General features: G+C 66.7%; 17 protein-coding genes. 12 read left to right on the top strand and 5 right to left on the bottom strand.

The features are described from left to right. Positions 1-75: 75 nt before the first annotated feature. The 3 genes from ACEPA4_RS17035 to ACEPA4_RS17025 form a co-directional block, all read right to left on the bottom strand. Positions 76-2433, bottom strand: a complete 2358-nt coding sequence (locus ACEPA4_RS17035; RefSeq protein ID WP_164230298.1) for a family 20 glycosylhydrolase — start codon at positions 2431-2433, stop codon at positions 76-78. A 111-nt stretch (positions 2434-2544) separates the two neighbouring features. Continuing rightward, on the bottom strand, positions 2545-5208 hold the full coding sequence (locus ACEPA4_RS17030; protein WP_374082910.1) for a TonB-dependent receptor: 2664 nt from the start codon (positions 5206-5208) through the stop codon (positions 2545-2547). A 143-nt stretch (positions 5209-5351) separates the two neighbouring features. Further along, positions 5352-6368 carry a glucokinase family protein gene (locus ACEPA4_RS17025; RefSeq protein ID WP_139727670.1) on the bottom strand — a complete coding sequence of 339 codons (1017 nt, stop codon included), beginning with the start codon at positions 6366-6368 and terminating at the stop codon, positions 5352-5354. 375 nt (positions 6369-6743) lie between these two features. On the opposite strand from ACEPA4_RS17025, the gene ACEPA4_RS17020 reads away from it, so the two are divergent. The 6 genes from ACEPA4_RS17020 to ACEPA4_RS16995 all read left to right on the top strand — a co-directional run bounded on the left by ACEPA4_RS17020 (position 6744) and on the right by ACEPA4_RS16995 (position 15719). Continuing rightward, positions 6744-8036 carry a sugar MFS transporter gene (locus ACEPA4_RS17020; RefSeq protein WP_005419333.1) on the top strand — a complete coding sequence of 431 codons (1293 nt, stop codon included), beginning with the start codon at positions 6744-6746 and terminating at the stop codon, positions 8034-8036. A 39-nt stretch (positions 8037-8075) separates the two neighbouring features. Beyond that, the gene (locus tag ACEPA4_RS17015; protein WP_005411045.1) at positions 8076-9143 is read left to right on the top strand and encodes a LacI family DNA-binding transcriptional regulator; all 1068 of its coding nucleotides are present in this window, start codon (positions 8076-8078) and stop codon (positions 9141-9143) included. Between the two features lie 7 nt (positions 9144-9150). Then, positions 9151-10179 (top strand): SIS domain-containing protein, encoded by a 1029-nt coding sequence (locus tag ACEPA4_RS17010; protein WP_374082909.1) that lies wholly within the window; start codon positions 9151-9153, stop codon positions 10177-10179. After that, complete coding sequence (gene nagA / locus ACEPA4_RS17005) at positions 10179-11327, top strand: N-acetylglucosamine-6-phosphate deacetylase (protein WP_134956164.1); 1149 nt, start codon at positions 10179-10181, stop codon at positions 11325-11327. The genes ACEPA4_RS17010 and nagA overlap by 1 nt, the downstream gene beginning before the upstream one ends. After that, the gene (locus tag ACEPA4_RS17000) at positions 11327-12394 is read left to right on the top strand and encodes an acyltransferase family protein (protein WP_065196476.1); all 1068 of its coding nucleotides are present in this window, start codon (positions 11327-11329) and stop codon (positions 12392-12394) included. Before nagA ends, ACEPA4_RS17000 begins: the two co-directional genes overlap by 1 nt. A 298-nt stretch (positions 12395-12692) precedes the next feature. Then, positions 12693-15719 carry an autotransporter outer membrane beta-barrel domain-containing protein gene (locus ACEPA4_RS16995; protein WP_374082908.1) on the top strand — a complete coding sequence of 1009 codons (3027 nt, stop codon included), beginning with the start codon at positions 12693-12695 and terminating at the stop codon, positions 15717-15719. Positions 15720-15821: 102 nt separating this feature from the next. Here ACEPA4_RS16995 and ACEPA4_RS16990 read toward each other — a convergent pair whose 3' ends face one another. Then, on the bottom strand, positions 15822-16256 hold the full coding sequence (locus ACEPA4_RS16990; RefSeq protein WP_374082907.1) for a hypothetical protein: 435 nt from the start codon (positions 16254-16256) through the stop codon (positions 15822-15824). Positions 16257-16671: 415 nt separating this feature from the next. On the opposite strand from ACEPA4_RS16990, the gene ACEPA4_RS16985 reads away from it, so the two are divergent. From ACEPA4_RS16985 to ACEPA4_RS16960, 6 genes are all read left to right on the top strand, one after another. Further along, entirely contained in the window at positions 16672-17715 is a 1044-nt protein-coding gene (locus tag ACEPA4_RS16985) for a S41 family peptidase (protein ID WP_005419313.1), read from the top strand. After that, a complete protein-coding gene (locus ACEPA4_RS16980; RefSeq protein ID WP_188247764.1) occupies positions 17712-18050 on the top strand; it encodes a hypothetical protein in 339 nt (112 codons plus the stop codon). The genes ACEPA4_RS16985 and ACEPA4_RS16980 overlap by 4 nt, the downstream gene beginning before the upstream one ends. Positions 18051-18099: 49 nt before the next feature. Further along, on the top strand, positions 18100-18402 hold the full coding sequence (locus ACEPA4_RS16975) for a type II toxin-antitoxin system HigB family toxin (RefSeq protein ID WP_374082906.1): 303 nt from the start codon (positions 18100-18102) through the stop codon (positions 18400-18402). After that, positions 18399-18758 (top strand): type II toxin-antitoxin system HigA family antitoxin, encoded by a 360-nt coding sequence (locus ACEPA4_RS16970; protein WP_253137185.1) that lies wholly within the window; start codon positions 18399-18401, stop codon positions 18756-18758. The genes ACEPA4_RS16975 and ACEPA4_RS16970 overlap by 4 nt, the downstream gene beginning before the upstream one ends. A gap of 78 nt (positions 18759-18836) precedes the next feature. Beyond that, positions 18837-19271, top strand: coding sequence for an SseB family protein (locus tag ACEPA4_RS16965; RefSeq protein ID WP_005419309.1), 435 nt, complete (start codon positions 18837-18839; stop codon positions 19269-19271). A 102-nt stretch (positions 19272-19373) separates the two neighbouring features. Further along, complete coding sequence (locus ACEPA4_RS16960; protein WP_139727662.1) at positions 19374-19571, top strand: hypothetical protein; 198 nt, start codon at positions 19374-19376, stop codon at positions 19569-19571. Between the two features lie 47 nt (positions 19572-19618). On the opposite strand, the gene ACEPA4_RS16955 is transcribed toward ACEPA4_RS16960, so the two are convergent. Then, positions 19619-20839 (bottom strand): multifunctional CCA addition/repair protein, encoded by a 1221-nt coding sequence (locus ACEPA4_RS16955; protein ID WP_139727660.1) that lies wholly within the window; start codon positions 20837-20839, stop codon positions 19619-19621. Between the last annotated feature and the right edge of the window lie 14 nt (positions 20840-20853).

The raw sequence follows: 20853 nt of genomic DNA, 5'->3' as shown, positions 1-20853 counted from the left end.
GCAGCCGAGCATGGGCTCGGCTCTACAGTAGATCCACGCCATGCGTGGATGGATTGCGCCAGGACAGGCTTGCGGTTACTTCTTCAGCGTGACCTCATCCAGCACCCACATCGCCGGGCGCGTATCGCCGGTGAAGTTGATGCACAGGTCACCCGTGCCCTGCGTGCCCTTCGGCAGCGCCGCACGCAGGGTCACGAAGCCACCGGCATCGGGCGTGGCCGGCAGCGGTACCTGAGCCAGCACCTTGCCCGTGCAATCACCGCGGCGGATCAGCATTTCGCCATGTGCGCTCCGGGCCTTTTCGAAGCGACGCTTGGGTTCATCGTGGGCCAGCTGGAAGTAGTACGGAATGCGGCCCGCGCGGACCTCCACGCTGCCGATGCCGTCCAGCTGCGCCTGCGGCCAGCGCCAGCATGGCTGGAAGATGTCGACGTTGAACACCGCACGCGTTCCCTCGCGCGGGCCGTCGTCTTCCAGGCGCAGCACCAGCCCCTTCTTGCCCACGCAGCTGAGCAGCGCATCGCTGCGGCGGCTGAGCAGCGACTGCGCGGTGAACGTGGCGATGGTCGGCTTCGCGGCCAGCATCTGGCCCTGGTAGAACGCGGCGGCCTGCACGGTGGTCGGCAGCGTCGCGGTCAGCGGCTGCTGGTACAACGGCGACTGCCCGGTCACCGGCTGGCCATCGGTGCTGTAGCGCACTTCATAGCCCAGCGGATTGGCCAGCGATAGGGTCACGGAGTTTTTCGCGCGATCATCGGTGTAGTCCACGCCCACTTCGAACGGGGTCTGAGCGTAGGCCAGGCCCCAGGCACGGTAGCGCTGCAGCTGCGCGGGCAGGCGCGCGAGGAAATCGCGGAAGTCGCGATGTTCCGGCGTACTCCAGCCGGTCTCGGCCACGGCGGCCAGGCGCGGGAACAGGTTGTGCTGCAGGCGCGCGTAGGTGCGCGTGTGCTCGGTAAACATGTTGGCTTGCAGGCCGAGAATGTGCTGGCGCTTGTCGGCCGCCAGCTCGGCCGGCACCGGCTCGAAGTTGTACAGCTTGCCGAGGTTGACCTGGGTCGGGCGGCCCGGCGGTTCATTCGGCGAGGCCGTCTGCAGGTAATCCAGGTACAGGTACCCCACCGGCGACATGACCACGTCATGGCCGGCACTGGCTGCAGCCAGGCCACCTTCGGTGCCCTGCCACGACATCACCGTGGCCTGCGGTGGTAGGCCGCCTTCGAGGATTTCGTCCCAGCCGATCAGGCGCCGGTCGTGCTGCTCCAGGAAGGTCTCCAGGCGCTTGATGATGTGGCTCTGCATGGCCATTTCATCCTTGATGCCCAGCGCACGCATGCGCTGCTGCACCTGTTTCGAGGCTTCCCACTGGTCCTTGACTGCTTCGTCGCCGCCGACGTGGACGTACTTCGCAGGGAACAGCGCGATCACTTCTTCCAGTACGTTCTCGAGGAAGGTGACGGTGCTGTCTTCCACGTTGAACAGGTTCGGGAACACGCCCCATTCGCTGATCGGCTTCAGCGGGGTGTTGATTGAACCCAATTCCGGGTACGCGGCGATCGCCGCGGTGGCATGGCCGGGCACATCGATTTCTGGAATCACCTGGATATGCAGCCTGGCGGCATAGGCGATCACTTCGCGGATCTGCTCCTGCGTGTAAAAGCCGCAGTACGGATGCTGCTGGCCACTGGCCGGGTCGATGCCGCCGTCGCCGGCCGGCAGGCGGCAGCTGCCCACCTCGGTCAGCTTCGGGTAGCGCTTGATCTCCATGCGCCAGCCCTGGTCATCGGTGAGGTGCCAATGGAAGGTATTGAGCTTGTGCGCGGCCATGGCATCGAGCACATGCTTGATCTCGTCCAGGCTCTGGAAGTGCCGCGCCGAGTCGAGCATGAAACCGCGCCAGCCGAAGCGCGGCGCGTCCTGGATCTGCACCGCCGGCAGCACGCCGTTGCTGCCACCCGTGGCCAGCTGGGCAAGCGTGGTTGCGCCGTAGAACAGGCCGGTTTCGTTGCCGGCCTGCACCAGCACGCCCTGCGCGGTGCTTTCCAGCGTGTAGCTCTCACCACTGTCGCGGAAGGTCGGGATGATCTGGAAGCGGATGCTGCCCGACGTGCCTGCCGCCTTGCCTTGGGCCGGCGTAAGGCGCGGACCGCCGCTGCGGGCCAGCAGGTCGGCGAACTGGGTGGCGACGCGCTGCGCGGCTTCGCCTTCGGCGTGCAGCGCGGTATCGGCGCGTACGGTGATGCCGCTACCCAGGCCGGGCTGCACCGTGGCCGGGGCGGGAATCAGCATCAGGCTGCCGGCACGCAGCTGCGGACCCGGTGCTTCAGCGGCCGGCGTGGGATCGGCGGCGAGTGCGGGCAGTGCCGGCAACAGGGCGAGCAGGCTGCCCAGCAGCACTGCGCTGCGCATCCGGGCGCGGGAAGGCTTGACCATCGGAACGACTCCTTGGAACGGTGCGATGAACGCTATACATGAAAAACGCCGGGCCCGGAATGACCCAGGCCCGGCGTGCGTGCACGACTCGGCGATGTTGCTGCCGCTGGATCAGTACTTGAAGCGGAAGTTGAGGTAGTACTGGCGACCGTTGCTGTAGAACGAGGTCGGGATGGCCGCGGTCTGGTAGTACTTGTAGGTCGGGTTGTTGAGGTTCAGGCCATCCAGGCTGATGCTCAGCCAATCGGTGGCCTTGTAGCTCAGCGATGCCGACAGCGTGCCGAAATCATCCTGGTAATACGGGTTGGTGCCCGACAGGCTGATCAGGAACGAGGAACGGCGGGTGTAGCTGACCCGGGCGCCAAAACGCTCGTTCTCGAAGTAGGCACCCACGTTGTAGGTGTTCTTCGAGGTGCCCAGCAGGTTGTGCGAACCATCCGACCAGGTGTGCGAGGTGGTGCCGTTGGCGTAGGTGTAGTTGGCATTGATGCCGAAGTACTCGCCGATCGGCTGCTCGTAGGCCACTTCCACGCCGGTGACCTTGCCGTCGGCATTGATCGGGGTGGAGATCTGGTAGGTCTCAAGCTGGTTGGTCAGTTCGCTGTAGAGCTGGCGCGAGACCACGTCGAAGGCGATGTAGTCCTTCAGCTTCATGTGGTACGCACCCACCGACAGCAGGCCGCGCGGCATGAAGTACCACTCCAGGTTGGCATCCAGGTTGGTCGACAGGGTCGGCTTGAGGTTCGGATTGCCGCCGCCGCCGGTGCGGTTCAGGTCCGAGCCGTACGAGGACGCGCCCAGTGCCGAGTAGTCCGGCAGGGTCTGGGTCTGCGAGGCGGCGACACGCAGCACCAGCGAGTCGTCCAGGTCGAACTTGATGTTGGCGCTGGGCAGGACACGGTTGCGCTTGTTCTGGAAGGCCAGGCGCTCCCACATGCCGAACAGGCTGCTGACATCGGCATCTGCGGCCTTGCTGACGGCGTTGTAGGTGTCGATGTCCTGCTTGATGTTGACGTAGCGCAGGCCGACGTTGCCGCTCCACCAGTCGCCGCGGAAGTTGGCCTGCACGTAGCCGGCGAAGTTCTTTTCCTTCACCTTCCACTCGGCGCCATAGTTGTGGCGACCGGTCGGGCCGTCATTGCCGGCCAGCCAGGTGGAGTTGTTGGTCACCGCGTCCTTCAGCGCGCCCGGGGTGAAGTACCACAGGTTGCGCGGGAAAGTGCCGCCGATGTCACCGGCAAAGCCGCTGGGATAGTTGGCCGTGGCACCGTTCTTCAGCGCGCTCCAGATGTCAACCGGGGTTGCACCTTCCGGCGACAGCGCTTCGCGCTTGTGGTCGGCGAAACGCAGGCCGAAGTCGATCGAGCTCAGTACGCCGCCATCGTTGAAGTACTGGTTGAAGTCGAGCGTGGCCCACTTCTCCTTGTCTTCGGCGGTGACCTGCTGGTTGCCCCAGGTGCCGAAGCTGGTCACGCCGTTGGGCGAGAGGTCGCCGCCGACGTTCCAGTCGATCGGCGAGCCATTGCCGTGGGTGGCCCAGCTGGCGCCGCCGCCGTTGGCCAGGGTGACCTCGGCGATGTACTGGCGCGGCGTCTCACCGGTGCCCTTGGTGCTGCCGGCCTGGAACTTGGCGGTCAGGCTGTCGCTGATCTGCCAGTCGGCATCGAAGGTGACATAGCTCGACTTGGCCTTCGACTCGCGGTAGATCATGTCGTACACCGCATAGTCGGTGCCCGGCACGCCCCTGTAGCTGGCGTTGGTCAGCACGCCGTCCTTGACCACATAGCCCGGATCCGGCGCCTGCGACTTGGCGAAGCTGTTGCCGAACATCATGAAGTTGCGGTTGTAGTTGTTGGCCTTCAGCTCGGAGCTGAAACCATTCAGGCCCAGGGTGAGGCTGTCGCTCGGCTTGAACTGCAACGAGACCAGGCCGCCCTTGCGCTCGCGGGTCTGCTCAAACAGGGTCGAACCCAGCAGGCCCGGCACATTGACGCCGATCAGGTCCGGATTGGTCTTGGCGACCGGATCGCCGGCGCCGATCTTGAAGAAGCCGCCCGGGATTTCCTGTGCTTCACGGCGCAGCTCGCGCTTCTGGCTGAAGCCCTGCACCATCACGCCGAAGGTGCCTTCCTCGTTCTTGTAGTTGAACAGTGCCGAGTACTGCGGGTCGTTCGACTTGGCCTGGTCCGAGCGCACCATGCCGATCGAGCCTTCCGCGGTGAACGGCTTGGAGAACTCCAGCGGCTTGCGGGTGATGATGTTGACGGTACCGGTGGTACCGCCGTCCTGCAGCTTGGCCTGCGAGGACTTGTTCACTTCCACCGAGCTGACCAGTTCCGACGGCAGCAGCGAGTAGCTGACGCTGCGGCCGACGTTGTTGCCCTGGCTGAGCACGAACCAGTCGGCCGAGCCGACGGTGTGGCCGTTGATCAGGGTCTGGGTCAGGCTCGGGCTGGTGCCGCGCAGGCTGACACGGTCGGCTTCATCGAAGCCACCTTCGTCGGCGCTGGACGAGCTGATGTTCACGCCGGGCAGGCGCTGCAGGGTATCGGCAACGTTGTGCGCGGGCAGCTTGCCCACGTCTTCGGCGGTGACCACTTCCACGCGCGCATTGGCTTCGCGCTTGGTGTCCAGCGACTTCTCCATCGAGCCACGGATGCCGGTAACGGTCACGGTGTCCAGATCGGTGGCGGTCGGGGCCGCCTGCTGCGCGTGCGCACTGAAGGCGATGCAGCTGACGATGGCGGCCGAAAGCAGGGTCTTGCGGGTGTTCATGATGTCTCTCCTCATCACTCGATTGGGTGCCGGCGGCGGTGTTCGGTTACGGTTGCGATGACATGCGCGGGGCGGCGGCGAAGTCCCGTGCGTTGGCGTGCCACGTACTGCGTGCTGCGATTGCGTTGAAGCCTGTTGCGGTGTCAGGCGGCCGACTGCTGCAGGTACCAGCTGGCAGCGCCAACCACGCCCAGCTGGCCGTGCTCGACGACCTTTACCGGGATGCGTGCCAGCGCTTCGCCCATCGGCCCCTTCTGCAGGTAGCGTTCGACGAAGGTGCTGGCGTGCAGGTATTCGCGGATCTGCGGCAGGATGCCGCCGGCCAGGTAGACACCACCGTGGGCGCCGTAGAACAGCGCCATGTCGCCGATGGTGCTGCCGAGCAGGCCACAGAACACATCCAGCGCCTGGCGCGCATGCGCATCGGTATCGGCCATGGCCGCAGCGGTGACTGCGTCGGGGCTTGCCAGGGTCGGCGCCTGCCCCTGCAGCGCGCACACCGCACGGTACAGGTTCATCAGGCCGGGGCCGGAGATCGCATGCTCGATCGACACGTGCGCGCGGTCGCGCTGCATGTGGCGGACGATGGCCATTTCCAGTTCGGTGCTGGCCGCCAGGGTCGGCTGGCCGGCTTCGGTGGGCAGGACCACCGGGCCGTGCGCGGTGGGGATCCACAGCGCTGCACCGAGGCCGGTGCCGGGGCCGACCACCAGGGTCGGGCCACGCGCGGCGGTCTCCGGCCCGCACAGGTGCAACACGCCACTGGCGTCCACCTGCGCGGCGGCGTAGGCCACCGCTTCGAAATCGTTGACGATGTAGACCCGCTGCAGGCCGACCTCGGCTTCCACCTGGCGCGCCGACAGCGGCCACGGCAGGTTGGCGGTGATCACCGTGCCGTCTTCGCGGGCATAGCCGGCGCTGGCGACCACGCAATGCGTGGGCCGCGGGCCTTCGCCCAGGAAGTCGGACAGGATCGCGCTGAGGCCGGCATGGTCGGCATTGCGGTACTTGCGGTACTCCAGCACCTGCACCGGATGGGTGGCGTCACCGCTGGCCTGGACCCGGGCCACGCGCACATGGGTGCCACCGACGTCGGCGGCCAGGAACGAGGGCGCGACGCGGGACAGGACATGCGACGGGGCGGGGTGGCTGGCGATCACGCGGGCTCCTGCTGCAGGTGGGCCGGCCCGGGGATCGGGGGCGGCGATTGGGGCGGAGTCTGTAACCGCGCTGACAACGATGTCAACGAGTTCGTGACACTTTCGTTGCTGCGTCGCAACGAATGCGGCGCGCAGTAAACGTTTACACGGTGTGAGTGCGGGTTTCACGTGGGAACCATTGGTGCACGGGGCTCTAGGCCTGCCGCGCATTCAGCGGGGCGTACCGCGGCGGACTTGCGCAGTGCAGCACGAGGTTCAGGCAGGCGTGCATGGAAGTTGACAAACCGCCGTTGTCCATCGAAAGAATGTGACAACGTTGTTCCCAGCCACTCTCCGACGCCGCGTTCTGCGGCCGTCGCCGCAGGAGCCCTCCTGATGTCCGCCGTCCCCGCTGCAAGCGCGCGCCCGAACGTGGCCACCTCCATCGCCATCGTTGGCGTGTTGTTCTTCCTGATCGGCTTCTTCACCTGGCTCAACGGCCCGCTGATCACCTTCGTCAAGTTGGCCTTCGAACTCAGCGAGGTCGGTGCCTTCCTGGTGCTGATGGTGTTCTACCTGTCCTATTTCTTCCTGGCCCTGCCGGCGTCCTGGATCCTTCGCCGCACCGGCATGAAGAAGGGCCTGAGCCTGAGCCTGCTGGTGATGGCCGGGGGGGCCGCGCTGTTCGGTGAATTCGCCACCCAGCGCTGGTACCCGGGCGCGCTCGGCGGTCTGTTCGTGATCGGCAGCGGCCTCGCCCTGCTGCAGACCGCGATCAACCCCTACATCTCGATCCTCGGCCCGATTGAAACGGCGGCACGCCGCATCGCGCTGATGGGCATCTGCAACAAGATCGCCGGCATGCTGGCGCCGGTGCTGATCGGCACCCTGGTGCTGCACGGCATCGGCGATCTGGACAAGCAGGTGCAGGCCGCCGACGCGGTCACCAAGGTCGCGCTGCTCAACGAATTCGCCGCCAAGATCCATGCGCCGTACCTGGCGATGGCCGCGCTGCTGGTGGTGCTGGCGGTGGCCGTGCTGTTCTCGCCTCTGCCGGAGATCAAGTCCTCCGAAGCCAATGCAACGCCGTCAGGTGCACCGGGAACGGCCGAGCGCCGCAGCATCTTCCAGTTCCCGCATCTGTGGCTGGGCGTGCTGTGCCTGTTCGTGTACGTAGGCGTGGAAGTCATGGCCGGTGATGCGATCGGAACCTACGGTCACGGTTTCGGCTTGCCGCTGGACCAGACCAAGATGTTCACCTCGCTGACGCTGGGTGCGATGTTGGCCGGCTACGTGGTCGGCCTGCTGGCGATCCCCGGCCTGGTCTCGCAGTCGCGCTACCTGACCATTTCGGCAGTGATGGGCGTGGTGTTCTGCCTGGGCGCCTGGGCCACCCACGGCTACGTCTCGGTGGCCTTCGTGGCCCTGCTGGGCTTCGCCAACGCCATGATGTGGCCGGCCATCTTCCCGCTGGCGATCCGCGGCCTGGGCCGCTTCACCGAGACCGGCTCGGCCCTGCTGGTGATGGGCATCGCCGGCGGCGCGATCATTCCGCAGCTGTTCGCCGTGCTCAAGCAGCACATCGACTTCCAGCTGGTGTTCGTGCTGCTGATGGTGCCGTGCTACCTGTACATCCTGTTCTACTCGGTGATCGGCCATCGTGCCGGCCTGCCGCAGGACAAGGCCTGATCGGCGATGATGGACTGCAGCCAACCCCAGGGAAAACCCATGCGCAGAGCGACCATCAAGGACGTTGCGGAGAAGGCCAAGGTCTCGCTGAAGACGGTCTCGCGGGTGATCAACAATGAGCCCTCGGTGATGCAGGCCACCCGTGCGCGGGTGCTCCGTGCCATCGCCGAGCTCGACTACGAGCCCGATCCGTCCGCGCGCAACCTGCGCAGCGGCACTACCTTCGTGATCGGGCTGGTCTACGACAACCCGAACCCGTACCACATCATCGGCGTGCAGAACGGCGTGCTGGCCGCGTGCCGCGAGACCGGTTTCGGCCTGCAGATCCATCCCTGTGATTCGAGCTCGCCGTTGCTGGCCGATGAACTGGCCGACTGGGTGCAGCGCTCGCGGCTGGCCGGGCTGGTGTTGACCGCACCGATGTCCGAGCGCCGAGACCTGATCCAGGCGCTGACCGCGCGTGGCATCAAGCTGGTGCGCATCATCGCCGCCACCGAAGACCCGGCCGACGGCGCCTGCGTGTTCGTCGACGACCGCGAGGCGGCCTACGAGATCACCGAGCACCTGATCCAGCTCGGTCACCAGCGCATCGGTTTCCTCTGGGGCGGCAGCTCGCACCGCTCCTCGGGCGAACGCTATGCCGGCTACGAAGCGGCGCTGAAGGACTACGGCATGACCGTGGACAAGCACCTGGTGGTGCAGGGCGATTACACCTTCGACGATGGTTTCCGTGGGGCGCGCCGCCTGCTGGCGCTGCGCGAACCGCCCACCGCCATCTTCGGTTCCAACGACGAAATCGCTGCCGGCGTGCTGGCCGCCGCCAAGTCGGCCGGCATGAACGTGCCCTACGACCTGTCCATCGCCGGTTTCGAGGACAGCCCGTTCTCGCGCCAGTCGTGGCCACCGCTGACCACCGCCAAGCAGGCCACCGAGGACATCGCCCGCCACGCCGCGCGCCTGCTGATCGCACAACTGCGCAGCGACGCCTACGACGATGCGCCGGCACCGCTGCACAACCAGGGCTTCGTGCCGCAGCTGGTGGTGCGCGGCTCGACCGCGCCGATGCGCCCGGCCGGCGCACGCCCCCTTCCTTCCGATCCTGCCTGAGCCCGCCATGTCGCTGTCAGACCCCACGTCCACCCTGATGTTCGCCGAGGCCGCCGAAGCGGCCGACGTGGTTGCCCGCCAGTTCTCGCGCAACCACGCCATCCTGGAAACCCTGGCCGCCAGCCTGCGCGCGGCGCCGCCGCCGTTCGTGGTCACCTGTGCACGCGGCAGCTCCGACCATGCCGCCACCTACGGCAAGTACCTGCTGGAAACCCAGCTGGGCCTGGTGGTTGCGTCGGCCTCGCCGTCGGTGGGGTCGGTCTATGCCGCACCGCTGCAGCTGCGCGGTGCGCTGTTCATCGTCATTTCGCAGTCGGGCAAGAGCCCGGACCTGCTGCGCAACGCCGAGGCGGCCAAGGCCGCTGGCGCACGCGTGATCGCGCTGGTCAACGTCGAGGATTCGCCGCTGGCGCAGCTGGCCGACACGGTCATTCCGCTGCATGCCGGTGCCGAAAAGAGCGTGGCGGCGACCAAGAGCTACCTGGCCTCGCTGGCTGCACTGCTGCAGCTGGCCGCCTACTGGAAGCAGGACAGCAGCCTGCGCAACGCGCTGGACCTGCTGCCGGACGCGATGCGTGAAGCCTGGCAGTGCGACTGGAGTGCGGTGACCGAAGGCCTGGTCGAGGCCACCAACCTGTTCGTGCTCGGCCGTGGCCTGGGCTTGGGCGCGGCGCAGGAAGCGGCGCTGAAGTTCAAGGAAACCTGCAGCCTGCACGCCGAAGCCTACAGCTCGGCCGAAGTGAAGCATGGCCCGATGGCGCTGGTCGACCGCGGCTTCCCGGTGCTGGCCTTCGCCCAGCCCGACGAAACCGGCGCCGGCACCCGCGCGGTGGTCGAGGAATTTTCTGCACGGGGCGCGCAGGTGTGGCTGGCCGGGGCCGGCGGCAACCTGCCGGTGGCGGCCGCACCGCACCCGCTGTGCGCACCGCTGCTGACCGTGCAGAGCTTCTACCGCGCGATCAATGCGCTGGCGCTGCGTCGTGGCTTCAACCCGGATCTGCCGCCGCATCTGAACAAGGTTACGGAGACGGTGTGATGGCAACGGTGCTGCGCAACGCCCGCATTCTCGCCGGCGATGATTTCCGCGATGACCTGGCGGTGGTGATCGAAAACGGGCAGATCACCGCTCTGTTGCCCGACGCCGCACCACAGCTTGGCCATGCTGCCGAGCAGGTGGACCTGGGCGGCGGCTGGCTGCTGCCCGGCTTCATCGACGTGCAGGTCAATGGCGGTGGCGGCGCGTTGTTCAACAACACGCCCGATGTTGCCTCGCTGCGTACCATCGCGCAGGCTCACCGCCGCTTCGGTACCACCGCGATGCTGCCCACGCTGATCAGCGATGACGTGGCGGTGATGCGCGAAGCCATCGGTGCGATGCGCGAGGCGATCGCGCAGGGCGTGCCGGGCGTGATCGGCATCCATCTCGAAGGGCCCTACATCGCGCCGACGCGCAAGGGCACGCACGATGCCAGCAAGTTCCGCGTGCCGGACGAAGAAGAGATCGCGCTGGCCGCGTCGCTGGACAACGGGGTGACCCTGCTGACCCTGGCACCGGAGCGCGTGCCGCTGGAGACCATCCGCGCGCTGGTCGAACGTGGCGTGATCGTGGCCGCCGGCCACACCGCAGGCACCTACGAAGAGATCCGCGCCGGCCTGGATGCCGGCGTGCGTGGCTTCACCCACCTGTACAACGCGATGTCACCGCTGCAGGGCCGCGAGCCTGGCGCGGTGGGCGCTGCGCTGGAAGACCGCGACAGCTGGATCGGCATCATCGTCGATGGCGTGCATGTGCATCCGGCCAGCCTGCGGGTGGCGCTGGCGGCCAAGCCGCGCGGTCGCCTGCTGCTGGTGACCGATGCGATGCCGCCGGTCGGTGCCGACGATCCCAGCTACGTGCTGTACGGCGAAACCATCACCGCCATCGACGGCGTGGTGCGCAATGCCGCCGGTTCGCTGGCGGGCTCGGCGCTGGACATGGCCACGGCGGTGCGCAACACCGTGCAGCTGCTCGGCCAGCCGCTGGCCGAAGCCGCGCGCATGGCTTCGACCTACCCGGCGCAGTTCCTCAATGTCGACGACCGCCTGGGCCACATCGCCGAGGGCTACCAGGCCGACCTGGTGCTGCTGGATGACGCCCTGCAGGTACGTGGCACCTGGATTGCCGGACAGTACGAGGCCGCCTGATGAACAGTACGCCGCCACGCCGTCTGGGCTCGATCGATGCCCTGCGCGGCATCACCGTGGCGGCGATGCTGCTGGTCAACAATCCAGGCGACTGGAGTGCAGTGTTCGCGCCGCTGCGCCATTCGGAATGGCATGGCTGCACGCCTACCGATCTGGTGTTCCCGTTCTTCCTGTTCCTGGTGGGCGTGTCGATGGCCTTCAGCGTGGCACCGCGCGCGCTGGATGCCGCTGCGCGTCCTGCACTGGCGCGCGGTGTGCTGGAGCGCGCGCTGCGCATCCTGGTGGCCGGTGCGCTGCTGCACCTGCTGATCTGGTGGGCGTTGGATACCCATCACTTCCGCATCTGGGGCGTGCTGCAACGCATCGCGGTGTGTGCGGCGTTGGTGGGCGTGCTGGCGGTCTACGCGCGGCCGCGCGTGCAGGCCGGCATGCTTGTTGGACTGTTGGTGGGGTACACGGTGCTGCTGCTGGGCGTCGGTGACCTGGCGCCGTGGACCAACCCGGCCAGCCGCCTGGACACCACGCTGTTCGCACCGTGGATCTATCAATGGCATGCCGATACCCGCCTCGGCCATGACCCGGAAGGATTGCTGAGCACGCTGGGTGCACTGGCCAGTACCGTGCTCGGCCTGTTGGCCGGTGGCCTGCTGCGCAGCGGGCGTTCGACGGCACTGGCCGGGCTGGCCGTGGCGACCGCCGTGCTGGGCCTGTTGCTGGCCGGGGTGCTGCCGTTGAACAAGCAGCTGTGGACGCCCAGTTACGTGCTGTGGACCGGTGGCCTGGCCGCGCTGGCGCTGTGGCTGGGCCACGTGCTGATAGACCTGAAGGGATGGCCGGCGCTGGGCCGGCGCTTCGGCGTCAATGCGATCACCGCGTATCTGGGGGCCTCGGTGATGTCGGTGGCGTTGATGGCCAGCGGTGCCTGGAGCTGGATCTGGCAGCAGCTGGCCGCCGCGATGCCGCAGGCGCTCGAGCTGGCATCGATGCTGCAGGCGCTGGCGTTCGTCGCACTCTGGTGGGGCGTGGCATGGTGGCTGGACCGGCGGAAGATCTACCTGAAGATCTGACCCCATCCGCCAACGCCATCCACGCATGGCGTGGATCTACCAGGTGCCACGATTGAATCGATTGGCGATGCAGGATCAGTAGATCCACGCCATGCGTGGATGCTTTGCGCGTGATTCCGGATGCCGGAAAAATGAACGATTTCAGCCACATCACATTGGCGTGAGGGCCCGGCGATTTCATATCCGAAGTGTGATTTCCCGCACGCAAGTTCACCTATCGAAACGGTTCACATGACGGCAGACTGCACACGCAGCAGCGTGCATTTGCAGTTCCTGATTCCCTGTCCAGGAGGACTGTATGACCCGTGCCGTCCCGCGCGCTTTCCGTCCGCGCCGCCTCACCGTTTCCATGCTTCAGGCACTGGCAGTCCCGTCCATGGTGCTGTTGACCGCCAGCGCCGCCTGGGCCGGCTGCAGCACCGTCGCTCCGGTCGCCGGCCAGACGGTCACCTGCGATGCCAACGCGCCGAATCCGCAGACGGTGCCTATCACAGCCAGCGGCGAAGCGGGCATCAGCGTCAACGTCGCCAGCGGTGCCCAGTTGCAGCAGAGCGGTGGTGGCAGTGCGATTTCGCTGGTCGGGGCCGGCGGGCACCTGCTGTCCAACCTCGGCACGATCAGTTCGGTGGGGGGTGTGGCGGTCCAGCTCGGTGGCGGCAGCCGTGTCGAGAATTCGGGCAGCATCAGCACCGGCAACAACATCGCGCTGCAGTTCGTTGGCGCCGGCGACAGCGTGTTGGTCAACCGTGGAACGATCAGCGGGCGCACTGGCGTACAGTTCGATTCGGGCAACGACCGCCTCGAGATGCAGGCCGGCAGCATCAGCGGCGGCGTCCTGCAAGGAGATGGCAACGATGTGCTGCTGCTGGGCAATGGCACCATCGACAGCATCGACCAGGGTAGCGGCGATGACCAGATGACCGTCACCGGCGGCACCGTCACCGGCGTGGTGGCGCAGGGCAGTGGCCGCGATGATTTCGTCATGAGTGGCGGCACGATCGGCGCGCTGCAGCAGGGCGACAACATCGATACCTTCCGCATGAGCGGTGGCCGCATCGTCGGTGCGTTCGAAGATGGCGACCAGGCCTGGATGACCGCAGGCCGCATCGGCCGCGTCAACATGAAGCTGGACAAGAACCTGTGGGACCAGTCCGGCGGTACTGTTGATGGCAACGTGGTGACCGGCTTCGACACCGACACCATCATCATTTCGGGCACGGCCTACATCGGCGGCAACATCAGCGTCAGCGGCGGCAACGACAGCGTGACCATCACCGATGGTACCGTGCGCGGGCAGATACTGCTCAGTACCGGCGATGACACCTTCAACTGGAGCGGCGGTGGCATTGTCTACGGTGCGATCGACATGGGCCCAGACAACGACGTGGCCAACCTCAGCAACCTCAACCAAGGCAACCTGGGTGCGGTGCCGCTGTTCGACGGGGGCAGTGGCATCGACCAGCTCAACCTGAGCAACGTCAAGACCGCAGGCGTGGGCCGCTTCCAGAACTGGGAGGCGATCAGCCTGGCCAACAGCACGGAGCTGAGCTTCGATGGCGACCTGGTGCTGGGCGACAGCGCAACCGGCACCGGTACGCTCACGGTGGACGACACCAGCACCGTCTACGCGGGCAGTGGCGGCCATGCCATCCGCCCATTCAACAGTGCTGCACTGGTGGAGATGGTCAATGCCGGGCGCATCGACCTGACCGGTACCGGCGCCGGCGACGTGTTCACCGTGCGTGGCAACTACCGTGGTGACGGCGGGGGCCTGTACCTGCGTACCGTGCTGGGCGCGGACAACTCGCCCAGCGATCGCCTGGTGATCGATGGCGGTATCGCCACCGGCACCACCGGCATCGGCGTACTCAATGCCGGCGGCAGCGGCGCGGCCACGCTGGCCGACGGCATCCTGGTGGTGCAGGCCTTGAATGGTGGCCGCACCGCGCCGGGCGCGTTCTCGCTGTTTGCACCGGTCGCGGCCGGTGCCTACGAGTACTTCCTGTTCAAGGGCGGTGTCAGTGCCGGCACCAGCGAGAACTGGTACCTGCGTTCGACGCTGGTGACCGGCCCGACGCCGGCACCCAACGGTGGTGGCAGCGCCACCCCACCGCCGCTGACGCCGCCGGTGGCACCCCCGCCCCCCATTGCCCCGGCGCCGCCACCGCCGCCCGAAGGAGCCATCGATCCGGACCTGACCGCAGGCGAGACCGCACCACCGCCGCCGCCGCCGGAACCGGCGCCGGTGGCACCGCCCAGCGATCCGGCGGTGCCGGACGTGCCGGTGGCCGGCGGTGCATTGCCCGGTACCGGTGCACCGCCGACGCCGGGTGCACGCCCGGCCGAAGGCGCGGTGGTACCGCTGTACCGCGTGGAGACCGCCGCCTACGCGGTGGTGCCGCCGCTGCTGCGCGAGACCTCGCTGGCCAGCCTCGGTACCTTCCACGAGCGGCAGGGCGAACAGCGCCTGCTGTACAACCAGGGCGCATTCCGCACCGCCTGGGGTCGCCTGGTGGGGCAGAGCAGCGAGATCCATTGGAAGGGCGATGCACAGCCCGGCTTTGATGGCGACGTGATGGGCCTGCAGGCCGGCCTCGACGTATGGGCTGCGGCGTCGGACAACCACCGCAACCAGATCGGCGTGTTCGTCGGCCGCACCCGCGCGCAGGGCAAGACCACCGGCCTGGCACTGGGCTGGGAGAACGTACAGGTGGGCCAGAACCGCCTGGACGACAAGCACGTGGGCCTGTACTGGACGTTCACCGACAGCAGCGGTGCCTACATCGACGCCGTGGCGATGCAGAGCCGCTACGACGGCCGCGCGCGTTCCTCGCGCGGGCTCGGCTTCGGCCTGAGCGGCGACGGCACCAGTGTGTCGGTGGAGGCTGGCAAGCCGCTGCTGCACTTCGGGCAGTCCGCATGGTGGCTGGAACCGCAGGTGCAGGTGATCTGGCAGCGCACTTCGCTGGATGACCGTCGCGATGAAATATCGAGCGTGCGCTTCGACAACGACAACGCCTGGACCGGCCGTGTGGGCCTGCGTTTGGCCGGCGATTACCAGCTGGCCGACAACGGCTGGCAACCGTATTTCAAGCTGAATTACTGGCATGGTCGTTCCGGCGAGGATCGCATCCGCTTCGACGACGACGTGATCATCAATTCGCAGCGTTCACGCGCGCTGGAAGCCGGCGTGGGTGTGGTCGGGCGCTTCAACCGCACCATCAGTGCGTACGCCGTGGCCGACTACACGCGCGAGCTGGGCGGCGACCGCAACGAGAAGCGCCGCATCATCGAAGGCAACATCGGGCTGCGCGCGGACTGGTAGCGCCCTTGCGCTCGGGGGACCCTGCTCTGGTAGGTGCCGACCTTGGTCGGCACTGAACCTACCGACGCCACGAGCACAGTGCAGCCGAGCATAGGCTCGGCTCTACGACAACGGCGCGCACGCATCCGGCTCCACCAACGCCCCGGCATGATCGGCCAACACCACCACCGCATGCAGCAACCCTTCCTCCACCTGTGGCGGACACTGCACCTGCGCATCATCCATCTCGCGCGCCGACTGCGCCGCCAGCAACACACCGCCGCAGGCGGACAATGCGGCAAGACAGCGCGTCGCCTCGGCCAGTTCCCGGCCGCGCGCCTCGCTGAGTTGCCGCTCGCGCCACGCCTGGCCGTCGGCTCCGTGGCTGTGTGCGATGCCGCGCAACCGGGCGAAGAGCGCCGACTGCGGCGCCTGTTCGTCGGCTTCGGTGAGCGCATCTTCCAGCGCTTCGGCTGCCGTAGTGGACAGCTGCAGGTCGGGCAATGCAGCACCGAGCAGTGCCTGCAGGCGCGGATAGGTGGGGTAGGGCGTGTTCATGGCAGCAACCTCACAAGGCAAGGCCACCTGCGGGATGCAAGGTGGCGGGCGGTGCGGGTTGGCGTGCCGGTGAAGCTCTTCACGAGGAATGACGCCGGCGGATCCGGGGATCCCCACGCACCGCCCGCCGCAGAACGACGGACGGTGCATTGTTCGGGCAGGCAACGACGTTGCAAGCCCGCTCGTGAAAAGCTTCGTTCAGGACGCCAATCCCGGTCAGCGCAGGAAGCGCCGACGGGGGCCACCTTGGCGCGTTGTGCGCCGCGATGACATGGGCAAAGTTGCAATGTGGTGACTGCACGCAAGCCGCCTTGCTGCAATCAGCGACCGGGCCGGATACGACAGTTCGCGCGTGGCGCAAGCGATCATGCCCCGGTTATGCTGCGGTCCTGACTCAACGACAAGGAAGCGTCGCATGCAGGTTCGCAAGGGAGTGCGTCGCATCGGCGCGCTGATGTTCGTGTTGCTGGCGACCGGCGCCATGGCCGATACGCCAAGCACGGTCGAGGTGCCCTCGCCGGAGGCCCTGGCCGAGATCCTCAGCCTGCTTGAACGCCAGGCGCTGTATCGCGATCGGGTGGACTGGCCCGCCATCCGCATCCGCCTGCAATCGGCGCAGGGCGACCCCGCGCAACGGCTGGCCGTTCTGCGCGAAGCCATTGCGCTCAGCACCGGCCACCATGGTGCATGGACCACGACCCAGCGCCAGCGTGAATCCCTTGCGCGCGCGCAGCAGGCCGGTGCCGCCGCCGTGGACCAGGCCAAGGCCGTCGATGCGGTGGATGCGCGCATCGGCTGGGTGGTCATCGAGGGCTATGCCCCTATGCCCGGCGCGACGCCGCAGGAGAAATTCCGCCAGGACATCCAGCGCGCCGCGCGGTGGCAGCAGGTCATCCGAAGCAAGGACGACGGCATGCGCTGTGGCTGGATCGTCGACCTGCGTGACAACAGCGGTGGCAACATGTGGCCGATGCTGCTGGGCATGGCACCGTTGCTGCGCACCTCGGTGGTGAACAACGAAGATGTGGGAGCGTTCGAAGCCGCACAGGGGCCGGAGCGCTGGACGTTGACCGCGACCGCTGTACAGCGTGCAGGCAAGTCGGTGCTGGACTTCGGCCAGTCCGGCTATGTGCTGCGGCAGCCCGGCGCGCCGGTGGCGGTGCTGTTCGGGCCGCGCACCGGCAGTTCGGGCGAGGCCTCGGTGCTGGCGTGGCGTGGTCGTCCGCAGACGCGGAGTTTCGGTCAGCCTACTGCGGGTGTCTCCACTGGCAATGTCGTGCACACGCTTGCCGATGGCAGTCGCCTGCTGCTGACCACCAGCGTGATGCGGGACCGCAATGATCGTGGTGATGGCTTGAAGATCGAGCCCGACCAGCGCGTCGACGGGGACGCCGCCACCGTGGCCGCCGCCCAAGCCTGGCTGCTGGCCCAGCCCGCCTGCCAAGGCACCCGGTCATGATCCTGATCGGTCAACAGGAACGGGTGCTGATCGTCGGCCCCACCGAAGCCCACCACTGCCTGCGCTGCCAGACCGAAACCGAATTCGCCCCGCAGCTGCGCTACAAAATGGCGCGCATCGACCTGCTGTTCGGCTTCACCTACCAGCGCCGCTACGAACTGGCCTGTACCCGTTGCGAGCACGGCTGGGTGCTGGATACCGAGACCATGGACCAGCAGCTGGGCGGGGTGCCGATCCCGTGGCGGCACCGCTTCGGCCTGCCGTTGATGCTGGTGGTGGTGGCGGGGCTGGCGGTGGCCGGATGGATGTGGCGGCACGGATACATCGGCCGCTGATGGAGATGACACGGTTGCTTATATCCCAAATTGGGACTAGGGTATCCGAATGAAAGTGGTTGCTTTGGCGACGCTGAAACGATTCTGGGAACGTCACCCTGATTCGGAAGCAGCGCTGAGGTCCTGGTATGACGAAGTGAGGCACGCCGTCTGGGACACACCGCATGACGTACGCCAACGTTACGCAAGCGCAAGTTTCGTGGCCAACAGTCGTGTGGTGTTCAACATAAATGGCAACAGCTACCGGCTCATCGTCGCTGTGGGTTACAGGTTTCAAGTGGTCTACATCAAGTTCATTGGCACCCACGCCGAGTACGACCGGATCGACGCCGACACTGTGGAGCTTCTATGAACATCCATCCCATCCGTACGGAAGACGACTACGAAAACGCGCTGCGCATGATTTCGGCCTATGTCGACAACGAGCCGGAGCCGGGCAGCGAAGATGGCGATCGATTTGAAATTCTCGTAACGCTGGTTGAAGCCTACGAAGCGAAGCACTACCCGATCGAGCCGCCAGATCCCATCGATGCAATCCGCTTCCGCATGGAGCAGGGCGGTCTGACCGTGAAGGATCTGGTGCCCTCCATCGGCCAGCTCAACCGTGTCTATGAAGTGTTGAATCGCAAGCGCGGTCTGACTCTTGAAATGATCCGGAAGCTTCACCGCAACCTGGGCATTCCCGCAGAAAGTCTCATCGGCCGCTGAAGCCCCTACCGATACGCTGCCGTGCCTCACTCCCGGCCTGTTAAAGTTGCAGCCTGCAACCACGTACCGGAACCGACCATGGACCACGACACCCCGTTCGAACCCCTCAACGACCTCGAGGTGCGCCTGCTGCAGGCCCAGGACGGTACGCTGACCGCAGCGCAGTTCCTCGACGGCCTGCTGACTTCGACGGCGTTCGTGCTGCTGGACAAGGCCATTGGTGAGGATGGCGCCTGGGACGAAAGCATCTCGCCGCTGGTGCTGACCAGCGAGAGCGGCGAGCCGATGTTCGCGGTGTTCACTGCCCCCGAGCGCGCGGGCCTGTGGCACGAGCAGCTGCCGCAGTTTGCGCATGCCATGCCGATCGCGGTGCACGCGCTGCTGGCCGGTATCGGCGACGGCGTCGGCCTGGTCCTGAACCCGGGCCTGGACGTGGGCATGGAGATGATTCCCGATGCCGTGGCCCAGCTGAAGCAGCGTGCGGCGGCGATTACCCGCGGCATGGCGCACTGAATCCAGCGATTGCGTGGTTGCCGGCCAACGGCCGGCACTACCCGTGGTGCAGGACGGCTGCGATGGCTTGCAAGCGCGTCCTGTTCCATGGGGAGGAGCATCGTGGGCAAGCGTTCTAACCGATCGCTGTGGGTCTATGAGATCGGCCTTCTTGTGGGTTTGACTCTGGCAGCTGCGTTCATCACCCGGTTCAATCCGGTGGAGACGCTCCGGCTGGGTGGATGGCTGTTCCTCTTGATGCAACCCATCATGTTGGGTGCTCATGCTGTCGACCATTTCTCGCGGAAGCGCCGTCGTTAGACGGGCGATGTGAAGGTGCCGGCCAGCAGCCGGCATCATCAGATGCTTCAGCGGGCAGCGGCGATGGCTTTCACCCGGGCCTTGGCGAGTGCCTCACCGATGGCCGGGCCCTTCAGATGCGTGGTATCCAGGTCCCGCGCCTGCACTGACAGCGCTGCCCGGTGCAGGCGCTTGAGCGTTTCGCCCTGCGGGTAGTCGGCATCCTCGAAACCGAGCCGGCCGCGCTTGTCGGCCTCGCAGCACAACGCGATGCGGGCCACGCGTTCCGGCCGGCGCAGCGCATCACAGCGGCCCAGCAGTTCCAGCACGGTGGCATCGCGTAGTTCGTCGATGCGGTGCACGTTCAAGTGCTCGCGGCAGACCGCTTCGGCCAGCTGCTGGTGCTCGGCGGGAATCTTCAACCGCGTACACAGTGCCTTCAGCGGCTTGATGCCGCGCTGCTCGTGCATGATGTGGCGCGGCCATTCCTCCGGCGGGGTCAGGCCCTTGCCGAGATCGTGGGTGAGCGCGGCGAAGCCGACCAGGTCATCACCCGGCGCCAGTTTCGCGGCCATGTCGCTGACCATTTCCTGGTGGATGCCGGTATCGATCTCGGGGTGGAACTCGGCACGTTGCGGCACGCCGTACAGCGCTTCCAGCTCGGGCAGGATCGGGCCCAGGGCATGCGCATCGTGCAGCGTGCGCAGGAAGGCGGAGGGCCGCTCACTGACCAGCGCCTTGCGCAGTTCCTGCCAGACGCGCTCCGGCACCAGCGCGTCCAGCTCGCCACTGGCGGCGACCTCGCGCATCAGCGCCATGGTCTCTTCGGCGACGGTAAAGCCCAGCGGTGCGAAGCGCGCCATGAAACGGGCCGCGCGCAGCACGCGCAATGGATCTTCGACGAACGCAGGACCGACATGGCGCAGCACGCGTTGCTCGATATCGCGCACACCACCGTAGGGATCGACCAGCGTGCCGGTGTCTTCGTCGCAGGCAATCGCGTTGATGGTGAAGTCGCGGCGCTGCAGGTCTTCTTCCAGCGTTACGGCCGGATCAGCATCCACCACGAAGCCGCGATAGCCGCGGCCGGATTTGCGCTCGGTGCGCGCCAGTGCGTATTCCTCACCCGTGTTCGGGTGCAGGAACACCGGGAAGTCACGGCCAACCGCAGTGTAGCCCAGCGCTTCCATCTGCGCGGGCGTGGCGCCAACCACCACCCAGTCATGGTCGCCGGCAGGGCGCTGCAGCAGGCGGTCGCGCACGGCGCCGCCGACAAGATAGATCTTCATGGGGGAATGATCGC

The organism is Stenotrophomonas sp. P2112, from assembly GCF_041897515.1.
GTDB lineage: Bacteria > Pseudomonadota > Gammaproteobacteria > Xanthomonadales > Xanthomonadaceae > Stenotrophomonas > Stenotrophomonas sepilia.
Note: the sequence above shows the minus strand (reverse complement) of the source record. Positions and strands in the feature narration are given on the sequence as shown.

Excerpts from the sequence above, each read along its gene's own strand:
- nagA (WP_134956164.1), top strand. The coding sequence starts at position 10,179 with ATGGCAACGGTGCTGCGCAACGCCCGCATTCTCGCCGGCGATGATTTC.
- ACEPA4_RS17015 (WP_005411045.1), top strand. The coding sequence starts at position 8,076 with ATGCGCAGAGCGACCATCAAGGACGTTGCGGAGAAGGCCAAGGTCTCG.
- ACEPA4_RS17020 (WP_005419333.1), top strand. The coding sequence starts at position 6,744 with ATGTCCGCCGTCCCCGCTGCAAGCGCGCGCCCGAACGTGGCCACCTCC.
- ACEPA4_RS16975 (WP_374082906.1), top strand. The coding sequence starts at position 18,100 with ATGAAAGTGGTTGCTTTGGCGACGCTGAAACGATTCTGGGAACGTCAC.
- ACEPA4_RS16990 (WP_374082907.1), bottom strand. The coding sequence starts at position 16,256 with ATGAACACGCCCTACCCCACCTATCCGCGCCTGCAGGCACTGCTCGGT.
- ACEPA4_RS16980 (WP_188247764.1), top strand. The coding sequence starts at position 17,712 with ATGATCCTGATCGGTCAACAGGAACGGGTGCTGATCGTCGGCCCCACC.
- ACEPA4_RS16995 (WP_374082908.1), top strand. The coding sequence starts at position 12,693 with ATGACCCGTGCCGTCCCGCGCGCTTTCCGTCCGCGCCGCCTCACCGTT.
- ACEPA4_RS16955 (WP_139727660.1), bottom strand. The coding sequence starts at position 20,839 with ATGAAGATCTATCTTGTCGGCGGCGCCGTGCGCGACCGCCTGCTGCAG.
- ACEPA4_RS16985 (WP_005419313.1), top strand. The coding sequence starts at position 16,672 with ATGCAGGTTCGCAAGGGAGTGCGTCGCATCGGCGCGCTGATGTTCGTG.
- ACEPA4_RS17030 (WP_374082910.1), bottom strand. The coding sequence starts at position 5,208 with ATGAACACCCGCAAGACCCTGCTTTCGGCCGCCATCGTCAGCTGCATC.
- ACEPA4_RS16965 (WP_005419309.1), top strand. The coding sequence starts at position 18,837 with ATGGACCACGACACCCCGTTCGAACCCCTCAACGACCTCGAGGTGCGC.
- ACEPA4_RS17035 (WP_164230298.1), bottom strand. The coding sequence starts at position 2,433 with ATGGTCAAGCCTTCCCGCGCCCGGATGCGCAGCGCAGTGCTGCTGGGC.
- ACEPA4_RS16970 (WP_253137185.1), top strand. The coding sequence starts at position 18,399 with ATGAACATCCATCCCATCCGTACGGAAGACGACTACGAAAACGCGCTG.
- ACEPA4_RS17000 (WP_065196476.1), top strand. The coding sequence starts at position 11,327 with ATGAACAGTACGCCGCCACGCCGTCTGGGCTCGATCGATGCCCTGCGC.
- ACEPA4_RS17010 (WP_374082909.1), top strand. The coding sequence starts at position 9,151 with ATGTCGCTGTCAGACCCCACGTCCACCCTGATGTTCGCCGAGGCCGCC.